Origin of the sequence: Nocardioides sp. NBC_00368, assembly GCF_036090055.1 — a bacterium.
In the GTDB taxonomy this organism is placed as follows: domain Bacteria; phylum Actinomycetota; class Actinomycetes; order Propionibacteriales; family Nocardioidaceae; genus Nocardioides.
In genome coordinates this window covers 615,528-635,402 of the sequence record NZ_CP107970.1, presented here as the reverse complement: position 1 = coordinate 635,402, position 19,875 = coordinate 615,528, and the positions used below count along the sequence as shown (strand labels likewise).

At 66.7% G+C, this 19,875-nt stretch carries 21 protein-coding genes; 3 read left to right on the top strand and 18 right to left on the bottom strand.

Annotation, left to right across the window (positions count from 1 at the left end; all coding sequences use genetic code 11):
• Positions 1 to 51 precede the first annotated feature (51 nt).
• Entirely contained in the window at positions 52 to 330 is a 279-nt protein-coding gene (locus OG984_RS02930; RefSeq protein ID WP_328530155.1) for a helix-turn-helix domain-containing protein, read from the bottom strand.
• Positions 331 to 622: 292 nt separating this feature from the next.
• Entirely contained in the window at positions 623 to 1,279 is a 657-nt protein-coding gene (locus OG984_RS02925) for a hypothetical protein (RefSeq protein ID WP_328530154.1), read from the bottom strand.
• A gap of 730 nt (positions 1,280 to 2,009) precedes the next feature.
• Here OG984_RS02925 and OG984_RS02920 point away from each other — a divergent pair.
• Positions 2,010 to 2,597: a hypothetical protein gene (locus tag OG984_RS02920; protein WP_328530153.1), complete on the top strand. Its 588-nt coding sequence runs from the start codon at positions 2,010 to 2,012 to the stop codon at positions 2,595 to 2,597.
• Between the two features lie 39 nt (positions 2,598 to 2,636).
• Positions 2,637 to 3,560 (top strand): hypothetical protein, encoded by a 924-nt coding sequence (locus OG984_RS02915; RefSeq protein ID WP_328530152.1) that lies wholly within the window; start codon positions 2,637 to 2,639, stop codon positions 3,558 to 3,560.
• Between the two features lie 183 nt (positions 3,561 to 3,743).
• On the opposite strand, the gene OG984_RS02910 is transcribed toward OG984_RS02915, so the two are convergent.
• The 16 genes from OG984_RS02910 to OG984_RS02835 form a co-directional block, all read right to left on the bottom strand.
• Positions 3,744 to 4,274, bottom strand: coding sequence for a DUF6283 family protein (locus OG984_RS02910; protein ID WP_328530151.1), 531 nt, complete (start codon positions 4,272 to 4,274; stop codon positions 3,744 to 3,746).
• Complete coding sequence (locus tag OG984_RS02905; protein ID WP_328530150.1) at positions 4,210 to 4,659, bottom strand: hypothetical protein; 450 nt, start codon at positions 4,657 to 4,659, stop codon at positions 4,210 to 4,212. Before OG984_RS02905 ends, OG984_RS02910 begins: the two co-directional genes overlap by 65 nt.
• A gap of 382 nt (positions 4,660 to 5,041) precedes the next feature.
• Positions 5,042 to 5,194, bottom strand: a complete 153-nt coding sequence (locus OG984_RS02900) for a hypothetical protein (RefSeq protein WP_328530149.1) — start codon at positions 5,192 to 5,194, stop codon at positions 5,042 to 5,044.
• Positions 5,191 to 5,625 carry a hypothetical protein gene (locus OG984_RS02895; protein WP_328530148.1) on the bottom strand — a complete coding sequence of 145 codons (435 nt, stop codon included), beginning with the start codon at positions 5,623 to 5,625 and terminating at the stop codon, positions 5,191 to 5,193. The genes OG984_RS02900 and OG984_RS02895 overlap by 4 nt, the downstream gene beginning before the upstream one ends.
• Before the next feature lie 295 nt (positions 5,626 to 5,920).
• Positions 5,921 to 6,046 (bottom strand): hypothetical protein, encoded by a 126-nt coding sequence (locus tag OG984_RS02890; protein ID WP_328530147.1) that lies wholly within the window; start codon positions 6,044 to 6,046, stop codon positions 5,921 to 5,923.
• Positions 6,047 to 6,404: 358 nt separating this feature from the next.
• Positions 6,405 to 6,860: a hypothetical protein gene (locus OG984_RS02885; protein ID WP_328530146.1), complete on the bottom strand. Its 456-nt coding sequence runs from the start codon at positions 6,858 to 6,860 to the stop codon at positions 6,405 to 6,407.
• The gene (locus OG984_RS02880; protein ID WP_328530145.1) at positions 6,857 to 10,468 is read right to left on the bottom strand and encodes a hypothetical protein; all 3,612 of its coding nucleotides are present in this window, start codon (positions 10,466 to 10,468) and stop codon (positions 6,857 to 6,859) included. Before OG984_RS02880 ends, OG984_RS02885 begins: the two co-directional genes overlap by 4 nt.
• A 94-nt stretch (positions 10,469 to 10,562) precedes the next feature.
• Positions 10,563 to 10,823: a hypothetical protein gene (locus OG984_RS02875; RefSeq protein ID WP_328530144.1), complete on the bottom strand. Its 261-nt coding sequence runs from the start codon at positions 10,821 to 10,823 to the stop codon at positions 10,563 to 10,565.
• Positions 10,820 to 12,769, bottom strand: a complete 1,950-nt coding sequence (locus OG984_RS02870; protein ID WP_328530143.1) for a DNA primase family protein — start codon at positions 12,767 to 12,769, stop codon at positions 10,820 to 10,822. The genes OG984_RS02875 and OG984_RS02870 overlap by 4 nt, the downstream gene beginning before the upstream one ends.
• Before the next feature lie 343 nt (positions 12,770 to 13,112).
• Positions 13,113 to 13,304, bottom strand: a complete 192-nt coding sequence (locus tag OG984_RS02865; RefSeq protein WP_328530142.1) for a hypothetical protein — start codon at positions 13,302 to 13,304, stop codon at positions 13,113 to 13,115.
• A 1-nt stretch (position 13,305) separates the two neighbouring features.
• Entirely contained in the window at positions 13,306 to 13,671 is a 366-nt protein-coding gene (locus OG984_RS02860) for a hypothetical protein (RefSeq protein ID WP_328530141.1), read from the bottom strand.
• Between the two features lie 66 nt (positions 13,672 to 13,737).
• Positions 13,738 to 13,992: a hypothetical protein gene (locus OG984_RS02855; RefSeq protein WP_328530140.1), complete on the bottom strand. Its 255-nt coding sequence runs from the start codon at positions 13,990 to 13,992 to the stop codon at positions 13,738 to 13,740.
• Positions 13,993 to 14,950: 958 nt separating this feature from the next.
• Positions 14,951 to 15,286: a hypothetical protein gene (locus tag OG984_RS02850; RefSeq protein ID WP_328530139.1), complete on the bottom strand. Its 336-nt coding sequence runs from the start codon at positions 15,284 to 15,286 to the stop codon at positions 14,951 to 14,953.
• Positions 15,287 to 15,775: 489 nt separating this feature from the next.
• Positions 15,776 to 16,189 (bottom strand): hypothetical protein, encoded by a 414-nt coding sequence (locus OG984_RS02845; protein ID WP_328530138.1) that lies wholly within the window; start codon positions 16,187 to 16,189, stop codon positions 15,776 to 15,778.
• A gap of 229 nt (positions 16,190 to 16,418) precedes the next feature.
• The gene (locus OG984_RS02840; RefSeq protein ID WP_328530137.1) at positions 16,419 to 17,162 is read right to left on the bottom strand and encodes a CPBP family intramembrane glutamic endopeptidase; all 744 of its coding nucleotides are present in this window, start codon (positions 17,160 to 17,162) and stop codon (positions 16,419 to 16,421) included.
• Between the two features lie 203 nt (positions 17,163 to 17,365).
• Positions 17,366 to 19,438, bottom strand: coding sequence for a DHH family phosphoesterase (locus OG984_RS02835; RefSeq protein ID WP_328530136.1), 2,073 nt, complete (start codon positions 19,436 to 19,438; stop codon positions 17,366 to 17,368).
• Between the two features lie 2 nt (positions 19,439 to 19,440).
• Here OG984_RS02835 and OG984_RS02830 point away from each other — a divergent pair, with 2 nt between their 5' ends.
• Complete coding sequence (locus tag OG984_RS02830) at positions 19,441 to 19,776, top strand: Lsr2 dimerization domain-containing protein (RefSeq protein WP_328530135.1); 336 nt, start codon at positions 19,441 to 19,443, stop codon at positions 19,774 to 19,776.
• The last annotated feature ends 99 nt before the right edge of the window (positions 19,777 to 19,875 follow it).

Here is a 19,875-nt window from a genome sequence, read left to right as displayed (position 1 = left end):
ACGAGTCGGCCTGCACGAGGCGTTGCCTTGGCAGGGCCGGTGGCGGGGGTCTCAGCTTTCGCAGAGTTCCTCCACCGGCATCGCGCCGCGTTGTTCCGCGGTCGGGTCGGCGTCGCCGGTATCAGCCAGGGGCTCGGTGAACGGGTGCTCGGAAACGAAGGTGGTCGTCTGGGCGTACATCTGGTCGATGAACGTCTCCAGGACGGTTCGTTCCACGCGCCACTGGCCTCGTCCGCCGATCTTGATGGCGGGGAGCTCGCCGCGGCGGACCACGGCGTAGACCTGGGTCTCGGTGGTGTTCAGAACCTCGGCCACCTCGGCCAGCGTCATGAACCTGGGTGAGGACGTATCGGACGTGTTGGACATGTTCGTGGTTCTCCTGTGAGTGGTAATGCGTCGGGACAGCCGCATTCGCGAGATGACAAGACCCCCACAGGCACACGACCTGTGGGGGTCTTCCACCCCGCGTTCCCTCCCCCGCGACCGGCGTCAGCCGGTCACATCGAGAGGGCGTACCGGCGGCTCACCAGGTGTCCCCCGGCGCTGCCTCATCGCAATCACTCACCGTCACTCACGTGGCTCACGGGTCATTCACCGTCGTTCACCGGTCACTCGCCGTCGCTCACAGGCCCAGGTCGCGCGTCCAGCGGATCTGCTCGGGGTTCAAGCGGCTGCGCAGCAGCTGGTCTCGGGGCGTCCCGGGCTCGGCGAACAGCATCATCCGTGCAGCCGAACCCAGCCGCTGGTGCATCGCGGCGAGGGTGGCGATGTCGGCTTCGTCACGCCACTGCTCGATCTCGGCGAGGTCACCACCGGCGTGCACGTAGCGCACGTCCAGGCTCGGGCGGCCCATCGCCGCAGCCAGGGCTTCGGGGATGGCGCCGCTGGGCGCCGCCTCATCTGGTGCCCAGTCGAGCCAAGTCAGGTGATGGTGTCCGGCGCGGAACGGGGAGGGCGTGACGCGATAGGCGTTCATCGCGTGGCCCTGGTCTCCTGCCCGGTTGACCACGATCGTGGCCAGGACCTCGGTGAACACCTCGCCCTCCTTGTCCGGGTGCGCGCGTGCGTACGCGCTGATCTCGCCAGGTCGCCAGGTCTGCCCGGTGTCGGGATTGGTCGGGGTCCGGACCATCCGGCTGTCCGCGGTCATCGCGAGGAGGTCGGCGCCGAGCGAGTCGATGAACAGCTCGGCCGCGGCCAGGTACTCGCGGCGGCGTCCGGTCACTGCCACCAGGCCTATCGGGTCTTGGCCGCGCCAGGCGAGAATGAAACAGGCCATGGTCTCTCCTTGCGCGACGCATGCCTGCTTGACGGCCTTGGCCGCCGTCGTCGCCAGTGTGGTTGCGGCCGTGATGTTCACTTCGATGTCTCCGTATCGGTGTCGTTCATGGAGGTCAGCTGCCGGAGACGCTCCGGGGACCGTCGTCTCCGCGCTCATGCGCGGCTCCCCTGAAGCGCGTCGGTTCGGCGTAGTGGTGGCGGGTTCAGGTCGCGGTCGCCCTGCACTGGGGACCGCGACGTGCCTCGACTGGGCTGCGCTACTGGCAGTTCCCATCCAGCCGGGAATCCGCGCCTGACGGGGTTGCAGCTGTTGTCGTTGTCGCCACCCGACGCCGCCTGCGGCGCATCTCGAGTACGCGATGACTCCGGGCCACGCACGCGTTCGATTCCTGAATCTGGTCTGCGGAAGAACCGGAATGGGGTTCGCGACCAAATCGTCGATCAGATCAAATACTCTGGTCTTTACCTAAACATCTGCCATCAAGCGCAGACGTCGTCAAACTCGCTATTCGCGATGATCTTGGGAGGTTCAGTTGCGTTCTCATCGTTCATTTCGGCTCGGGTTAGCACTCGCCGGGGTGCTCGCGGTCACCGCACCGCTGCCGGCAGGCGCTGAAGACCTCAGCCACCTGCGCTCATCGGCATCGGCGCCTTCGCCATCTCCATCATCATCACCGCCATCATCCCCGGCATCATCACCGTCGTCCTCGGCCGACTCCGTCACCCAGGTGCCCTCGGCGTACGTGCCGGGGAAGGTGGAGACCTTCAAGTCGAAGACGGTGCCGAGTGGCTGGAAGACCTTCACCAACTCCAAGGCCCAGGTCTCCTTCCAGGCGCCAGCGAAGTGGAAGGAGGATGAGGAGCTTGCCTCGCTCCCCGACCTCAGCGCTCCGGGAGGTGGTGGCGACGACAAGGTCGTCGTCTCGGCGCCGCCGTGGGGATCGAGCACGGTGGAGTGGACCGGGTTCGTGATGCTGGAGTCGATGCGGCCGCTCTCGTTCGGTGGTGGCGACGATGGCTCGCCGTCCAAGGACCCGGCCCGGTTCGGTGAGTACCTCGATGAGGGGGTCGCGACCCACTTCCAGCAGCGTGATCGCGGATTCCGTCTGCCGAACGTCAAAGCCGGTGGCAAGCAGATGTATCACTTCGTCGAGTACGACCCCGATGGCGGCCAGGTGGGCTCCCGACAGCACTCCTTCGGCACCTTCCACAACGGACGGCACATCTGGATCAACTGGACCTTCAACTCACACGCCTCCGGGGCCGAGGTCTCCGACTACCTCGGCGACGTCATGTCCACCTTCAAGTTCAACTGACCACGGAGCGACACCATGCGTACAACCATGCGTACAACCATGCGTAAGACAGCTTTGGCCCTCCTGGTCGCCGCCGCCATCGCCCTGACGGGCTGCGGCGAGAAATCAACCACCAGCACCGGCAACGACGGCGACACGATCGCCAGCAAAGCCCCCGTCAAGCTGACCCTCTCCGAGCGCGACCAGGCCTTGTGCACCCGGGCAACCGAGCTGCCGAGCCTGGAGGACGACACCGACGGCCAGTGGAACATCCTGTTCCTGATGATGAGCGACTACGCCGAGAATCCCAGTCTCAAGGCGACCGCCGAGGAGCTCCGCTCGACCACCCCCGCCGGCGCAGAACGCCGCCCTTACCTCGACCGCGTCCTCAAGACCTGCACCGAGAACGGCATGGACGCAGGCACCGAAGAGTCCGGCTCTGGCTCGTCGGCGAACCCGGAAACCGCGGCCTCGATCGACCCCTCGACGTGGCCGCCCAAGCTTGGCACCCAGATCCCTGGTATCTGGGTCCCGGACTCGACGATCACCCTGCCCGACGACAAGTGGCATTTCGTGGCGGCCGGCGAGGACAAGCGGAGCGTCAACACCTACTACGACAAGCAGGAGAAGGACCTGAGCGCTCCGATGAACGTCCAGGTGAGGAACCTGGAGGCCGGGGGCGCCGGCGGCAAAGCGACGGCAGCTGACCTGGACAAGATGCTTCAGTTCGAGCTGCCCGCCATGAAGACCGTGTGGCAGAACGTGCGCCGCCAGGCCGACGTGACCTCAGAAGGCGGGCTCCTGCTCGCGCACATCCGCTACGAATCGGACGACTTCTGGACCGAGGTGTACAAGACGATGCTCTACGGTGACACCCTCGAGGTGCAGCTGATGTGCTCCAAGGACAAACGGTTCGCACAGAACTCCGCCAAGAAGTGCGCCTCCTACGGCGAAGATGTCGCCGCCGGCATCCACCCGAACTGAAGCGGACGCAGCTGCAACGCATGGCCCCTGGCGAGCAGACGGCCGTACGACGAAGCTGGCACTGACCCTCGGTCAGGGCCAGCTCGTCGTGTGCAGACTGCGTTCGTCTGGATCGAGTGATCTGGGGACCGATCTCCTTACGGCACCTTCTGAAGGACGTGCGCGCCGCAGGATGGTCGTGCCTCAGCAGTCAGCCTGCTCCCGGGGACGGTCGTGCACGTCTTCGAGGTCGCGCTTGGTGACGAGGCGGTCGATGATGCGACTGGCTCGCGCCGACGGGTGGATCATCTCCGCCTTGCCGTGGTCGGCGGCCTCCTGGCCCGTGCCGAATAGTTCCACCGACCGGTCCCGTGTCTCGGCGTAGGCGAGGACGGCTTCGGCCGTCTCGGGGGTCAGATCGCCGGTGACGATCGCGACCCGGATCGCAAGGCTCTGAGCCATGTCATGGGTGCCGGCCCAGCCGGCGCAGATCCTGCCGTCGCCTTGATGGCACAGGAACACCGCGGCCGGCTGCATCTGGGTCGGCCGGTCATAGGCTGGCAGCTTGTCGTACTCCTCCGCGGCCCACACGCCTGAGGGGACATGGCGACGATACGGACACGATGCACAGGGGCGCCGGCTGGGTGCGGTCGCGTTCCGCGCGGTCTCATCATTGGCCACCGTGGCCCCTCTCCTCCCCCAGTTCATGGTCGCTGCGAGCATCTCGGTGGTCACGTCTATCACGGAAGTCGCCCAGGCCACCGCCGTTTCGAAGGACCTCGATGAGCAGAGCGACATCGTGATGGTGGGTGACCTCGGGGTCGCGGATCCTCCAGGCCGAGACGCGACCAGTGTTGAAGATGGCGGCAGCGCCGAGCCGCTCGCCGCTGTGCGCATCGAGCACCCCGACGACCAGTGCGTCCTCGTCATCGGCGAGGAGGACCCGGAGTGTGTCGGCGGCGGACTCGTAGCCGTGCGCGTGGTGGATGCGGTTGACCTTGTCGATCGTGCGGGCGACGGATTCGGCCGCTTCCTCGTCGGAAGGGTCGAGGATCTCCAGGCCGGTCCTGATATTGGTGAGGTCCTGGCTGATCAGGTGCTGCATGATCTTTCCTCTCATCTCGCTTCATCTCAGACCGTTGAGTGTCGGAGTGCCGGACAGCTCGATCAGCCAGTGACTCGATCAGCCAGTGAATGGCTCCGCGGGCCGAGGCCAGCGCGAGGAACCGTCGGGAGGTCTCGGACTTGAACCCCTGCGACTCATCGATCACGACGGTCCCGAACGACCAGGTGATCACCCGGGCAACCCCGCACTGACCGGTGGGCAGGCCGGTAGGCACCGTGGTGGACGCTGGGCGCGCGTCAGGGTTCGGTCGCGGTCGTTGACCACCAAGGATCGGGTGCGGACTCCGAGGCCCACTTGCGGATCTTGTCGGCCCACACCGAGCGCGGGATCGCGAGCGGCGCGACGATGCGGACGTGGCCCTCCGGGGACGCAACGTCTACAGCGCCCGCTGCACCGTGAGTGTCTTGCCGCTGCCGACACCGAGCCAGACCGCGGCATAGGGGTGGGTCATCAGGAAGTCGAAGACCTGCCGCTGGTGCGGCTTCAAGCCTCCGGGCAGGCGGCCTGGACTCGGGGCGCCGGTGCTCATTCGGTTCCTCCCAGCTCCCTGGGCTCGCCGAGGACTCCAGGACGACTGCCGGCCTCAAGATCCGTGGCGTCGCGGGGCTCAGTGGGCTCGTCTGATACAGAGTCGGCGAGGCCTGCGAATGCGTCGGCGTAGAGGCCGCGGAAACGGGTGGTGTCGATGGGTGAGGGGGTCGCGAGGATCTTCGCCAGCCGGGATGCGTGCTCCCCGAGCCGGCGGCAGATCTCGTTGCGGGGCAGGCCCGCGGCCTCGCCGGCGTACATCGCGGCGATCCGCTCCTCTGGAGTCATCTCGACCTCGTGGCCGGCGAGCCAGCGCTCGACCACCACGAGATCGACGACCTGGCCCCGGCAAGATCCCCACGTCCTCGCCAGCCTCACCGGGCGCGCGGGCCCATGCCAGCGCCGCGGGCCCTGCTCCCGGTCGGTGCTCATCGGGGTGCCCGCGACGCATCGGCCGGATTCGTGTTCCTCGGCCCACCAGCGTTGGTCCAGCTCCTGGTTGACTGGTGAGGTGTAGCGCCCCGACACATCTCGCTGTTCTCCGCAGTTCGGGCAGGTGACCCAGCGTGGCGCGGTCACGACCTGGCCTCATCACTCGTGAGTGCCTCCAGCTGGTCGCAATAGAGGTCGCGCCACCGGGTCCAGCGGCGCACCTCTTGAACCGAGTCCGCGCCACGGATGAGCGTCTCGCAGTCAGCGATGCACTGCCGCAGTTCCTCCGCGGTCCTCATCGCCCCATCACCGCCTCGACGGCGAAGGTGGCGGCGGTGCCGGGATCGTTCACCGGGCACTGTGACCGTAGGTACTCTGCGACGGCGAACAGGCCCTCGTCGAGGGTAGTTCGAGAAGACATTGGGGGAACCTTTCCGGTTCAGTCGATGACTGTGACGGCTCTTCACGAGAAGTGCCAGGAGCGTTGGCCTGCGGGCAGGACGACGGCGCCCAGTCGTCGCAGGCGGATTGCGCAGGCGGATTGCGCAGGCGGATTGCGCAGGCGGATTGCGCAGGCGGATTGCGCAGGCGGATTGCGCAGGCGGATTGCGCAGGCGGATTGCGCAGGCGGATTGCGCAGGCGGATTGCGCAGGCGGATTGCGCAGGCGGATTGCGCAGGCGGATTGCGCAGGCGGATTGCGCAGGCGGATTGCGCAGGCGGATTGCGCTGGCGGATTGCGCTGGGGGCGTGCCTAGCTCGGGAGTACCCCGTGCAGTCTCAGGTGCTCCGGCCAGGCGCTGGGCCGACTGCCGCGCGGGTTCGGGCGAGCCGGGCCTCGAGGATAGTGATCCTGTTCATCGCGCAGATCACGCAGGTGGCGGCGTGCCCGAGGTCGACGTCGTCGACGCCCGCCCGGTGCTGACGACACAGTCGCTGTCGCTTCCAAGTCATCAGCTCGTTCGGAGAGACCCAGCCCGAAGCAGCGACCTGCTCGGCGACGTGCCGGTCGGTGGCCGTCTGAACGGCCCGCTGGTAGGCATCCAGGGTGAGAGCTCGGTGCTGAGCGGCGTCGAAGACCACCGCTCCACACCCCTGGCACACCACTCGGATGCTGGGCTCGCCGAGCCAGAACACCATCCGGTGTGCAGTGATGACTGCGGCCAGGTCGGCGATGTCGGTGGACCCGGTCAACGCCGGCAAGTCGGATGAGAGGGTCCCTGCGCGGGTAGTCATGCGATGTCACCCAGGCCGTCCTGGCCATGGGTCTCCAGATGTGCCGGGTCACTGCCCGGGCCGGCACCAACGGATCCACTAGCGATCGACTCATCGTCGGGCCGAGCATCGCCGCCCAGACCATCCGAGAGGGCATCGAGTCGAGCGTTCATTGCCGCGCTAGTGTTCTGCCAGTTCTTCTCGTAGGTCTCGGCGAGCATCTGGGTGTAGATGTCGAGATCGAGGACCCCGAGCAGATGGCCGAGCTGGAACTGGGAGAAGCTGTGCAGGTCCCCGTTGCAGATCCAGATGGGCCATGACGGGTCGATGCCGTTGATACGGCGCACCACGACGTCCTGGTCGGCGGGCAGCGGCGTCAGTCCACGCTCGCTGGCACGGTAGTTGTCGGGTCCCCACCCGTTGTGCTCGAGGATCTCGAGGGCGACCCGGTCGCGCTGGACGAACGGGGCCCCGTCTCGCTGCCGGCGTTCCTTGACCGCCGGGCTCACCTTCCAGGCGCCAGCGTTGCGCAGGCTCACCGCCCCCGGTGTCCCTGGCCGCACGATGAAGATCCGGTTCACGTGCTGGAGGGCGCGCGCCCCGGTGATCGCACCATTGCTCGCCCCCTGGTCCGCGGGCGTTGCGGGGTCGGGAGGGTCGGCGGCGAAGGGGTAGGTGATGGACCCGCGCGAGGCCGCGATGACGTTCTGGAACAGCAGCGCGGCGTCGAGGCGGGACCGCTCGGTCAGGACCGAGGAGATCAGTCGTCGGCCGAGGTCGTGGTCGAAGGGACGTGAGAACACCTCGGCATCACCGGGAAGCCGGGCGACCAGGACCCGGAGGTATCGCGCCAGCGTGTGGTCGAGGACGGCCGGATGGGCCAGCGACTTGTCCGGCCGTGGCCCGTCATGGCACGCCAGAGTGCCGCCCGAGGCACCCAGGATCGGAGCCGTAACGACCAGATCGCCCTCCCCCGCCGCACCATCCGCGGGGCCGTGCGTGGGGCCATGCGTGGGGTCGTGCGTCGGGTCGGTGATCTCGAGGCGGTTGTTGGAGTCCTTGGAGACCAGGATCATCGGTTCGGGGTCGATCTCGATCTCGACCGCTGCTGCCTGCTCGGCGAGGACCTGGTTGTTCACCTCGGCGGTGAAGCCGTGCTCGGGGTCGAGCAGCGAGTACAGGCCGTCAGTGTTGGTGGAGATGATCCGTGCGCCAGCCAAGGTCTGGGCCTGCCCGATGCGCCAGGAGAAGAGCTGGCCGATGATCCGCATCGAGATGATCCGGTTGTTCATCCGGATCGGAGTCTTGTGCGCCGCGTCGCCGGCACCGGACGCGGCGTTGAGGATCAGCTTGGTGCCCTCGCGCAAGGTGATGAGCCGGGCCCGTTCGGCCTCGGAGAGGTCCGGGGACTTGAGCCGGGCACCGTATTCCTGCTTCTGGAAGAAGATCTTCGCGTACCGGTCCTCCCCGAGGGCGGGGTTGTAGAAGGCGCCCATCTTGCGCAGCAGGTTCGGATAGTAGGAGGTGAAGTCCTCGTGGATCACCGCCCCCGCCGAGGTGCGGGCATACCTGGGGTGCAGCTTGGTCGACTTGTTCGGCTGGTCGACGAACAGCGCCGGGGCCCGTGTCGTGGGCGTCTCCCGGTAGGTGGCCGAGGACAGCGAGGTGTTGGCCAGTATCGATCTGCCGTCCAGGACGGTGCCGTCGACCAGCACCACGTTGAGCTCCTGGTCGGCGCGACGCTGGGTGGCGAGCAGGTCGCGTGCCGATGGCACCTGGGCGCGGGCGCGCTGGATCTGGTCGGCTTTGGCCGGGTCGGTCGCCTTGGTGATGGGCCGGTAGGCGACCCGCTCAGGATCAGAGCCGTAGAGCACCAGGCGCTTATCGACCGTGCTCCCATCAGGCAGCCGCAGCGTGTTGTGCTGGTCCTTGGCCAGGGCGGCGAACCTCGTGGCGTCGCCGACCTCGCGGCGGGCGCGGTCGAGCATCGCGACTGCGGCCTGGTGGGCGGCTTGGTCCGCGGCGAATCCGTCCAGGTCGGCCTCGGCGCCATGGATGCCGCCGACTGAGAACGTGGCGAAGCACGAGGTCGGTGTCCCATCGGCGAGGTAGTAGGGCAGGTTGTTGGGGGCCTTCTCGATCTCGGCCAGCGACAGCGCCGGCGGGCCACTCGGGTGCTGCTCGCGGTACTCGATGGAGTCGTTGAAGTTCTTGCCCTCGATACGCCGGTAGTAGTCGTAGACCCGGCCGAACCGGGCCCGGGCGTGCTGGTCGGTGACGTGGTCCTCGAAGAACCGCTTGCACTCCTCCAGAACGTTCCCGCTCTCCCCTTGGGTCTGTCCCGCCGGGCTGGGGTAGTCGAAGCTGACCCTCTCCAGGTCACCGAGTCGGCCATAGGGGCACAGGATGCGGGCCACGTACTGCGCTGAGGATGAGTCGGGGCGCAGCCGGTCCTGGCGTACCGCCGCTGGGGATATGTCGGGGCTCTGGGCGCCGGGGATCTGGGCGTAGACGGTCTCGGGGTACTGGGTCATCAGTGCGCGGCGGAGCTCGAACGCGCTGGAGTAGGTCGGGTGCTCGAACAGCTGGGACAGGCCCACGCAGTCGGCCAGGTTGTAGGCCAACAGCTCGTAGAGATCGGCGATGGTCGTGACCCGCGAGCCTGCCTCAAGGTTGTCCGACTCCAGGATCTGATGGCCGAGCATCCCGAGCAGCCGCTTGAGGTTGACCCGGGACTGGGCCTCGTTGAGACGGGCCGCGTCGATGTGGCGACCGGAGGCGAGCATGGCGCGTCGGATCCGCGCCTGCGTCGATTCCCACCCGACTCCTTGGGTCGTGGCCGGATCGGTGAGGTAGTTCGGCATGTAGGCCTTGTACTCCTCACCGAACAGCTGGTCGTTGTGGGCACGCATCGTCGAGGCGGCGACCGGTACGAAGGGATCCAGGACCGGGCGCTGCGGTGGGGCCACGTCGCCTTCGGCAAGTTTGAGGAGTCTGCGGTACTCGGCGGGATCCCCGTCGAAGAGGTCCCGGTTCCTCTTGTAGGCACGCTTAGCGCGGGTGAAGGTGGCCAGTGCGGCGAAGGCCTCCATGAAGTAGAGGGAGAGCATCACGGTGTCGTAGTGCAGCGAGTTGTAGCCACACAGGAACGGATGCACGGCCGGGTCGTAGCCGGGGTCGGTGTCGCACACCGGGCGCCACAGGTGCGGGAAGTCGGAGTTCTTCTCGTGCGTGGCGAGGTTGCTCACCACGGTGGCGTTGGACAGGCCCATCAGCTTGGCCAGCTCGATGTTCGCCGTGTGGCCGCGAAGGTCGTAGACCTCGGGCGTGATGGGCGGTAGTGCGGGGTTTCGCAACGAGAAGACCCGGGCGACCTCGCCGATGTCGAGCTGGCGGTTGAGATCCTCGTCGTCGATCAGGTGGAAGATCATGACCCGCCCCATGCCCTGCCCCATGCCCTGCTGCGTGGCGGGGGTGTAGGCGCAGAGGCTGAAGACGTTGGTGAGCGACTCGATGTCGTAGAAGGTGAACCGCGGCTGCGACTCGGTCGACGACCTCGGTCGCGGCCTCGCCGGTCCGCTCGATTGGCTGGTCACGGGGTAGGCCGCGGAGTGCTCGGACTGGGGCATGCCACTGGCTCCTCTCTTCATGCAGGGATCGAGCTCGCCGGCGCCGCGGCCCTGGCTCTGTAGTCGGCCCTGTGGTCGGCTCAGTGGGCGCAGCTCATCGCTCTGGGCTGTTGCTGGTGGTCGGTCGCGGGCCGCGGAGTACCTCGACGGCGTCTTTGTGGGCGATGGCGGCCATGACGCCGTTGCGCTCGCAGTAGTCGTCCCAGAAGGCGCGCACTCCGGTGTCGGCGTCAGGATCGCCGGCGAGCACTCGCCGCAGCTCGCGGTCGAACGCGTCGCGGGAGAGGTGTCGCCTGGGCCTGTTCGGTTTGGGGGTCTGGGACTTTCGGGGCTTGCGCGGCTGGTCGGGTCTCATCGGATCCCCTTCTCTGGGCCGGCCATCGACCCGTTCGGTTCGGTTCCATACCTATCTGTCTCGGCAGTTGCCCCGACTGCAGTCCCGCTGGGGCCGGTCGCGCCGTGCGTCGTGCCTGGCGCCGTACCTGACCCGGCGCCTGGCCCCGTGCCTGGCCCGCCGGTGGCGGTGCCTGCCATCGCGGAGATGCGGAGGATGCCGCGGTAGGAGTCGGCCAACGCGGGTTGGGAGAGCAGGTTCGGGTCTTTGCCGTGGTAGGTCGGGCTCTTCCAGCGGGCCAGGTCGTAGGTGGCGATCAGTGGCTCGGACCGACTCATCATCTGGCCGGGACGGACCTTGCGGTTCTTGTCCTTGCAGTGCCAGTGGGGATCCTCGCGGACGATGGAGCACAGGTCGCGCACGAAGATCACCCTGCTCACCGGCGATCCCGACGGTGAGGTCTCGACGAACCAGGCGCGGTAGAGGTCATAGGCGAAGGTGAAAGGCACCAGGTCCCAGGCGAGCTGGGTGTGGAACTCCTCCCACCAGGCCCGGACGGGGTCGTTGAACTCCTTGTACTCGGCCAGCACGGCCTTGGCCGCCACGGGTTCGGAGAGCTGGTAGTAGTCCATGTGCAGGACCCGTCTGAGCACATAGCGCAAGACGTCGCCTCGGTGCAGGTAGTCGTTCTTGATGTAGCGGCGTTCGCTGCCGGCGAAGTTCTTCTCGAAGGGGACGAAGAGCTGGCGGCGGTAGAAGGACTCGGACTTGTCCTTGACGCGGGGGAACTCGTTGAGGCACTGGACCATGAACCCGAAGAACTGATAGGCGATCGGCATCCGGTACTTTCGGTTGATCTGGATGACGTCGCTGGTCACGATCGCTTTCAGGTTCGCGGCGCGGTCGATGAAGGTGCCCACGTCGTTCTCGTCGACGATGATCGCGCTCGCACGCACCAAGGGCTCGAGGGCGAACTCCTTGCCGAAGTCGCTCAACGGGATCGAGGTGTAGGCGCCGGGGCCGGTCAGGTTCCGCATCAGCTCGCACAAGGTGCCCTTGCCGTTGTTGCCCTGCTCGGAGTAGAACCAGGCGGTCTTGTTCCAGCGCACATGGGGTCGGATGATCGCGCCGAGGATCTCCCACAGCAGCTCCACGATCTCCGGATCATCCGAGAGCGACGCCATCCAGTCCTCGACCTCCCAGATGGTGGCGTCGACGGGGTCGACGATGCGGGGGCTGGTGGCGTTCGGGTCGTAATCGACGTGCGACTTCGACAAGAAGACCAGGTCCGGGGTGAACGGCAGCAGCTGCTTGGCGGCGTAGTCGAAGATGCCGTTGTTGACCGCGATCAGGTCGCGGTTCTCACAGCGGTGGGTGCGCGGGGAGTCCTCGCGCAGGATCGCCATGACCTCTTTGAAGTCGTTGACGGTCAGCCCGGAGTAATAGCGCCGTGCCACGGTGCGGATCTCGTCCTCGCTGGTGGAGTAGACCCCCAGGTTGATGCCGCCGGTGACGTACATGGCGATCAGGTCGTACTCACGGTCGGTGTCCCGGGCCGAGGGCGCAATCCGGATGATGTGGTGCAGCCGCAGCAGGGCCTGGGCGATCTGATAGTTGGTCAGGTGCCGCAGGGGCAGCAGCTTCTCCCGCGCCGCCGACGCGGCTGTGTTCTCCAACGCGTAGCAGCGGTTGACCAGGGCGATGAGCCGCTGCGACACCGCACCCGGACCCGCAGCCAGCCCCGGACCCAGCCCCGGACCCTGCCCCGAACCCTGCCCCGAACCCTGGCCCTGGGTGGTCTGAGATAGGGCAGTCTGGGGAGCAGCGGGTACGGCAGGGTCGAGCGTGTTCAGGTATTCGGTGGTGACACGGCGGATGATCTGGTCGGGTGGGTTGTTGCCCAGACCGTTGGCCGTCATCTCTGCGGTCAGCAGGTCGATGACGTCGCCGGCGTTGCTCACTGTCATGGGTGGTGTCTCCCGAGTGGCGTGAGCCTCATTCGGCGAAGGGTGGATGCCGGGTTCAGCTCGTTGGTCGAGTGGAGCGAGTCATTTGACCCTAGAGCCACGCCATGTGATTTTCAATGCGAATCCAGAATCGCTGTGATTTGCGCATCAACCAATCGGGAGGCCCGAAGGCGCAGGTCAGGGGCCCAGCGGCCGCTCCTTGCGCAGACCAGGTCGAGCCGTCGACGCGGGCACGACGCCCTTTTTCAACAAGCAGCGCTGCCTCGGCGAACGTCTGGCGAGCACCTGCACGGCGGCTCCGATCAGACACCTAGCCCGCAGCCGGTCCCTGGGTCGACCGAGGTCACTCGAGCAGGTTGGACAGCGTGTCCACCGGGCGAGGCGGAGGTGCGCCTCGGCGGATCCTGGCAGCGAACGAGACGATCCCGGAGACCGCGACCAGGAGGTAGCCGATCGCGATGATCGCGAGGGCCACCATGACCGGGATGGCGGCGAGCAGTGCCACGGCTTGGAGCGGTGAGCTGAGCGTCGGCATGTCAGAACACCTCGCTGAGTCGTACGCCACCGCGGGGGCCGATCTCGAGCCTGAGGACAGGTGTGTCGTCGGGCCGGATCGCGGCGTAGGGGTCGTCCGAGAATCCGGGGCTGAACAGCTCAGCGCAGGGCCCGTCAGGTCCCCTTCCGTCGAGATCGAGGGCTTCGACATAGTCGGCGAAGAGGCGTCGCGCGCGCCGGATCGAGTCGGCGTGGATGATGTCGGGCCCGACGAGGGTGAGGTTTCCCGCGGGGGTGATGGTGCAGTTGCGCGCCTGCCAGGCGCCGATGCCGTCGTGGCGGTTCAGGTAGAGCGCGACGTAGTAGCGCGGGTGCTGCACCGTGATTGTTTCGGGCGTGTGTGCCATCTCGGCTCCTCCTGGGCTGTGGGCCGGCGGTCGTCCCGGGCGTCGCGGCGGTGGTCACTGGGGCACTCAGCCAGTCCCCTCGGTGATGTCAGTGATGTCGGCGGTCTCGATGGAGTGCAGGCGCTCGCCCATGACAGGTCGGTCGGTGTGGACGTGCACGAAGCCAGGGTTGTCGGGATCCGGGCCGATCACGGTGGCGTAGGTGGGAGTCCTGCGGTCGCCCTCGATGGTCGGGACGAGGACACGCCGACCGTCGCGACCAGGGCCGGGGTTGCGGCCCTGATTGGGCGCACGATCGTGATCGTGGGCGGGCATGGTCACGGCCCCCACTCGAGGATCTCTCCCCGTTCGAAGATCTCGACGAGACCCGGCACGGCCGAGCGCGCTCTGCCGGTGTCCGTGATGTTCGTGCTGGCGCCAGGCATCGCTTCCCCTCGCGATCATGGCGAGGGATGGCGGGCTCGGGCGAGTCGCTGGTCATCTCCTCGGCGGTTCACGGCCCGAGGCCGGCGTCAGCCGGCATGTGATCGGGCCGCCCGCGCCGGAGATACATCTCCGGCGACTGGCGGGACAGGGTCCGCGGGTTCTGACGACGAGCGATGGATACCCCTGCGAGGTGTCGCTGTGGGTGTACCACGATCGTGGCACATCATTTCAGCAGGTCAGATCCGTCTTCCAGCCTTCTTCGGTTCGTGTGTACCACGGTCGAAGTTGGCGGTGGTACAGCGATTTCTCCAGGTCAGGCCGCACGTTGATACCCCCTGTGCCACCTGTACCACCCTTTCTCAAGGAGTACATACCCACTCGCATGTGCGCATCGAGAAGTCGGAATCTCGTGCCACCTGTGGCACGAGACCCGAAAGCGACCCCTGACCTGCCCCAACGCTGTACCAGGCCGAGGGCGTCACGTGCCACAGACGTGGTACGTCCACCATCCACGCACCGCCGCGGCGCTCCGTTTGCGCAGGTCAGAGATCAGGTGGGTCGCGTACCAGCGTCGTGGCACACGACCTCGTATCCCGGTACCCCTTGACCCGCGTACGTCCTCGAGTCCCGCTAGTGATCCCGCCTCGACCCGCCGCCGGTCACGACCGGTCCGGATCGAGACCACAAGGGGTCCTCGATGCGCCTTCGAGGCGGGTACGGAAGGATGAGCCCAGAGGGCTCACGGACGCATGACCGATACGGATCGACGACAACGGCGGTCGGCGCCGACCATGCGCCGAGCCGACGACCAGTGCCGACGAGCAGGGCCGCGAGTTTTGGCGTCCCACTGGTCTCATTCGTGGACGCAGCGGGGCTTGAACTCTTCGAAGGCGTCCTGCTGCTCCATGTCCGAGTAGAGCGTGTCGCCGATGGTCACCGAGGTGCCGTCCGAGGAGCGCAGAAGGGTCTCATGGTCCCCGTCGTCCCAGATGACATTGCTTCCCGACTCATCGAGGCGGCCGGACTCGTCTATCTCGTCCGAGACGAGGACCTCGGCGGTCTCGAGGGTGACCTGGTCCTTGTCGCGGTTGCCGCACTCGAGCCCACGCAGCGTGACCTGGTCGCCGTCGATGACCAGCTGCGACCGGTCACCGTAGAAGGTGCCATCCTCACCGCCGCACGAGTTCAACGAGAGGAGGCTCAGCCCGGCAACGGCTGCGAGGAGTAGGCCCCGCCATCGGCTCGCGGTCCCGCTCGGGCGGGCTGGCATGCCCGCTGGTCGAGATCTGCGGCATCCTGTCGAATGCACTCCGCCGTCGGCGCGGTCGCTGATGTCGTTGATGTCCATGGCCCGATCCACTGTCGTTGACATACGGACCTCAATGGCCCGTCAACGCCCAGTCTGACACCAAACGATGCCTCGATGGTGCGCAAAGGGGAAGGCGGGGGCGTCCCGTTGAACCGGTATAGGAATCGTTGACAGCACCGGATCGGCACTGGATCAGCACCGGATCGCGGATGTGGGCGTCGATCGGTCGGGTCGAACATGAAGAGAAGCCGGGGGTCCCTCCCACTGGAAGGTTGCCCTCCGGCTTCTCCGAATCCGAGCCCGGTTCCAGGCTCGCGCTTGACCGGTCGCGGTGGCACGCCAGAACCCGTGTTCAGCCGGTGCCCGCGTTCAGACCGTGGCCGGACGGCGCTCACGCGCCCCGGTGTACACGTCTGCGGACGATCGCGTACCCGTGGGTTCGGAGCTCATGGCGGCCATGGCGGGCTCTTCGACGACGTAGACGATCTCGTAGGTGATCACGTGGTTGCCGTTGAACCGGATGATGTCGGTGGTCTTGTTCAGGCGCAGGGTCGAGAAGCCGGCGACCGTGTTGGTGATGGCGTAGAAGCGGCGCATCTTCTCCATCATCCGCTCCTCCGCCTGCCCATAGGACGTACCGAACGCGGTGATGACGAACTTGTGGTAGCAGCCGAGGTCGAAGGCGGGGTATCCACCCGCGGAGGTGAACGTGGCATCGATCTCGGCATCACTCGGAGCCATCAGCTCGCCGTTCTCATAGACACACCTCTTGATCACGCTCATGTGCCACCCACCTCCTCGTCCAGTCCCGCTCGTCGACTCACGGCTCTCGCGTCTGACCTGGAACCTCGTTCAGTCACACTCCCGGTGACCGGGTCCCACCGGTCACCAGTGAACCACAACAACCGCACCACGCAGCCGACTCACGTGTTTCGGTTTCACTCGAGCGTCTCCGCCTCGGATCAACTACCGGCGCGAGCGGTCCTCATCGACATGCGACCGCGCATCGCGTCTACCTCTGGCCTTGTCGATCCCGTGCCGTGTCGATCCCGCGCCTTGTCCACTTCGGGCGATGCGCGACGGCGCGGTGAACAAGGAGGCACATGACCGCACTGAAGGCGAGGGTCAGCGCTATCGCTGCGGGCCCATTGGCTATCCGGGCGAGCTGGTCGCCCGGTGCCAGCAGCGCCAGGGTGTTGAAGAGGGCGTGCAGCGCGACCACGGGCCATAGCCGACGGGTGCGCTCATAGATGACCGCCAGCAGTAGGCCCAGGCCGATAGTGCCGATGGCCTGGGGCAGGTTGGTGTGAAGCCCTGCGAAGCACAGCGTCACCAGCACGATGGCAGGCAAGGGCGGGACGAATCGTCGCAGCAGCGGGTACATCAGTCCGCGCATCAAGGCCTCTTCGGCAATCGGGGCCACCAGCAGAGTGAACGTCATCCCCACCACAGCAGGCGGCGGCGCACTGGTGCTGGGGTTGGCGGGGCCTGCGGTGTCAGCGATCTCACCAATCCACAGGGCACTGACCTGGCCGGCCGCGAAGGCCAGCACCAGGCACATGACGGCCAGGCACGCCCACCTCAGTTCCGCCGCCCGTGCGCCCCGGACGCGAGAGCGCCCGCCGAGCACCGGGTCGAAGGCGAACCATTCCGGCCGGCGTCGGCGGGCCAGGAGAACGCCTGCGGCTACGACCGCATCGGCGATCAGGGTCGCAAGGAGGGGCTGGGAGACGACCAGGCCCAGCCCCACGGCCATGCCCACATAGGCACCGGGGACCAACACAGCCACCAGGAGGCAGCCGGTCCACGCAGACCTGCGTGGACCGGCGCGTCTGCGACCGGCGAGATCCTGACGAGACATCATCACCACTCCCTCACGTCCCTAGGTCCCTACGGCGTTCGGCGTTCGGCTTTCCGGTCTTGCTGTCCTGCGGCGCGCAGTTGGTGTCGGTCTCGGGGCTATGCCCGGGCCAGGAGCGCCTCGCTCTCGGGCATCTGTGTGACGACAGCTTGGAGCCGGGTCGTCCCGTTCCACTGGTTCAGCTGCAGGTGGGCGTCGACCCGGATCGGCTCGAGCGCGGGAGCGGGCAGACCTGCTGCGACGGCCGCGGCCTGCTGTGCGGTCTGTGTGGCGATGAGGGCGCGCAACGGTTCGTAGAAGGCGTCGGCGGCGTTCCACCACAGACATGCCAGACCGTCCCCGGTCACCAGCCGCAGGTGCTGTTGCTCGGACCCGATTCGACTCAATCGGCATCGCTGTGGCTCGATGACGATGCCGAACCGTGGCTGGGCGAACCCATGGCCGAAGGGACGCAGCGCCGAGATCCGGCGCACCAACTCGGCCAGCGGGGCGAGGTTCGCGGTCGGGGCATCACAGTCGAGGTCCGGACCCAGGACCAGGTCGATACTCGTGCCGGCCGGCTCCGACTGCCCCGTGCGCATCAGTGCTTGGGCCTGGGTGGCGAGAACGTCGGCGAGGCGCTTGATGTCGCCGGGCGTGTCCGTGTGCACGCCGCATGCTTGGGCGTGCCCGATCGCGGTCAGGCCGGGATGGGGATCGAGGGTCTCGATGATGTCGAACCAGGCCGGCGCCCGGCCCGAGCCGCTCACCGGCTCATCGGGATCGCTCGGTTCCCTGAGTACGACCACCGGGGCAAGGTGGCGTTCGGCGAGCTTGCCGGCGAGCAGGCCCAGCATCCCCTTGGGGGCTTGCGAGAGGTAGACCCAGGGCGCCAACGGCTGGTCGCTGGCATCCAGCTCGTCCATGAAGCGGGCAGTGAGCTCCTTGCGCAGCTCGTTGTTCTCGATCACGGTGAAGGCGGCGGCCAGCTTCGCCTCAGTGGCGCGGGCGAGGAAGACGCCGAAGCAGTCGAGCAACGGGGCCTCGGTGCGCCGCGGGCTGTTCATCGCGGGGGCGAGGTAGAAACCGTAGAACCCCTCGTCGATGCCGTCGATGTCCCTGATCTTGCCCGTGACCGTGAATGCCTTGAGTGCGCACGCGAACCCTTCGAAGACGGAGACGAAGACCGGGTCGTGCACCTCTGCCCGCAGGATCCGCATCATCGTGGAGGCCTCCACGTCGATGCCCATCGGCTGCGGCACTCCCCCGCCGTCCAGCGGCGCCGGCGTCCACAGCAGGCGTGCGATCGAGAGCGAGTCACGCACCAGCTGGCGGTTCTCGTACAGCAGGGGCATCACGTCCGAGACCGTGCCCAGGCCGGCGAACAGGCGCAGCCAGCGGATCGCGAAGACCTTGAACGGCTGGAAGCGGCGCGCGTAGGTCTCGAGCACCTGGTAGAGCACGTGCGCACCGCAGATGCCCCGCAGCGCGTAGGTCTCATCCAGGCGGCACGGATTGACCGTGATGTCGGCGGTGCTGCCCGGTTCGAGCTCCTGGTGGTGGTCGGTGACCAGGACCGTCCAACCCAGCTCGTGCGCGGCGGCCACACCCTCGCGGGAGTTCACGCCGCCGTCGCAGGTCAGCAACACCGAGGTCTGTGGCCAGCGGGCGTGGATCTCGGCGATGTCTGCCGGGGTGAGGTCGTGGCCGCGACGGTAATCAGGAAGATGGAGCTCGACATCGAACCCGAGCTCCCTCAAGCCCGCGTACCCCAATACCCCGCTGGCGATTCCGTCCATATCGAAGTCGGGAGCGATCGTGATCTTCGCGCCGGCCAGCCGTGCCTCCTCCAGAAAGGAGACCATCGTGTCGCAGTCCTTGAGCTCGTCATGATCGGCCGACTCGATCGCAGCGAGGACGTCATCGGCCCAGCCGCGCCGTTCACACAGAAGGGCGAACAGAGCATCGGCGTCATCCATGGGCGCGGAGAGGAGCACAGACCCACCATCCTTCTGTGATTCCGGCAGAGTCGAAGACATCACCTGAACGCCATTCATAACATGTGATTCTAACAGTGAATCGGTAGTCACTGCGATTATCGCATTGTCATCAATTCGCGTGTTTCCGAGATGACGACATTGATCTTTGCCGGCGTTATTGAGTTTCGATTGATGATTGGGATAAATTGTCATTCATGGCGACCAAGACAGAGACCATTGTGACCGTCGAGTCAGACCTCAGTGGCAAGGCCGAGGCATCCACCATGACCTTCGCCATCGAGGACGCGACGTACGAGATCGACCTCACCGAGGTCGAGCAGGCCGACTTCAAGGAGCTCTTCGCGAAGTACATCTCGGCCGGGCGCCAGCACACGCCGCGCGCTGTGCCGAAGATGACCCCCGCTGAGCGCGAGGAGATTCGGGCATGGTTGCTCGCGAAAGACATCGAGGTCTCGCACTTCGGCAGGCTCCCCAAGCGTGCACTCAAGGCCTGGAACGAGGCACACCCCGAGCGTCAGTACACCCCCTGAGGGACGATTCGACCAGCCATTGACTCACGATTCTGCTGGCTGTTTGGCTGACGATCCGACAAGCCATGCACGGCTCACGGTCCGGCATGCTCCGTCTAC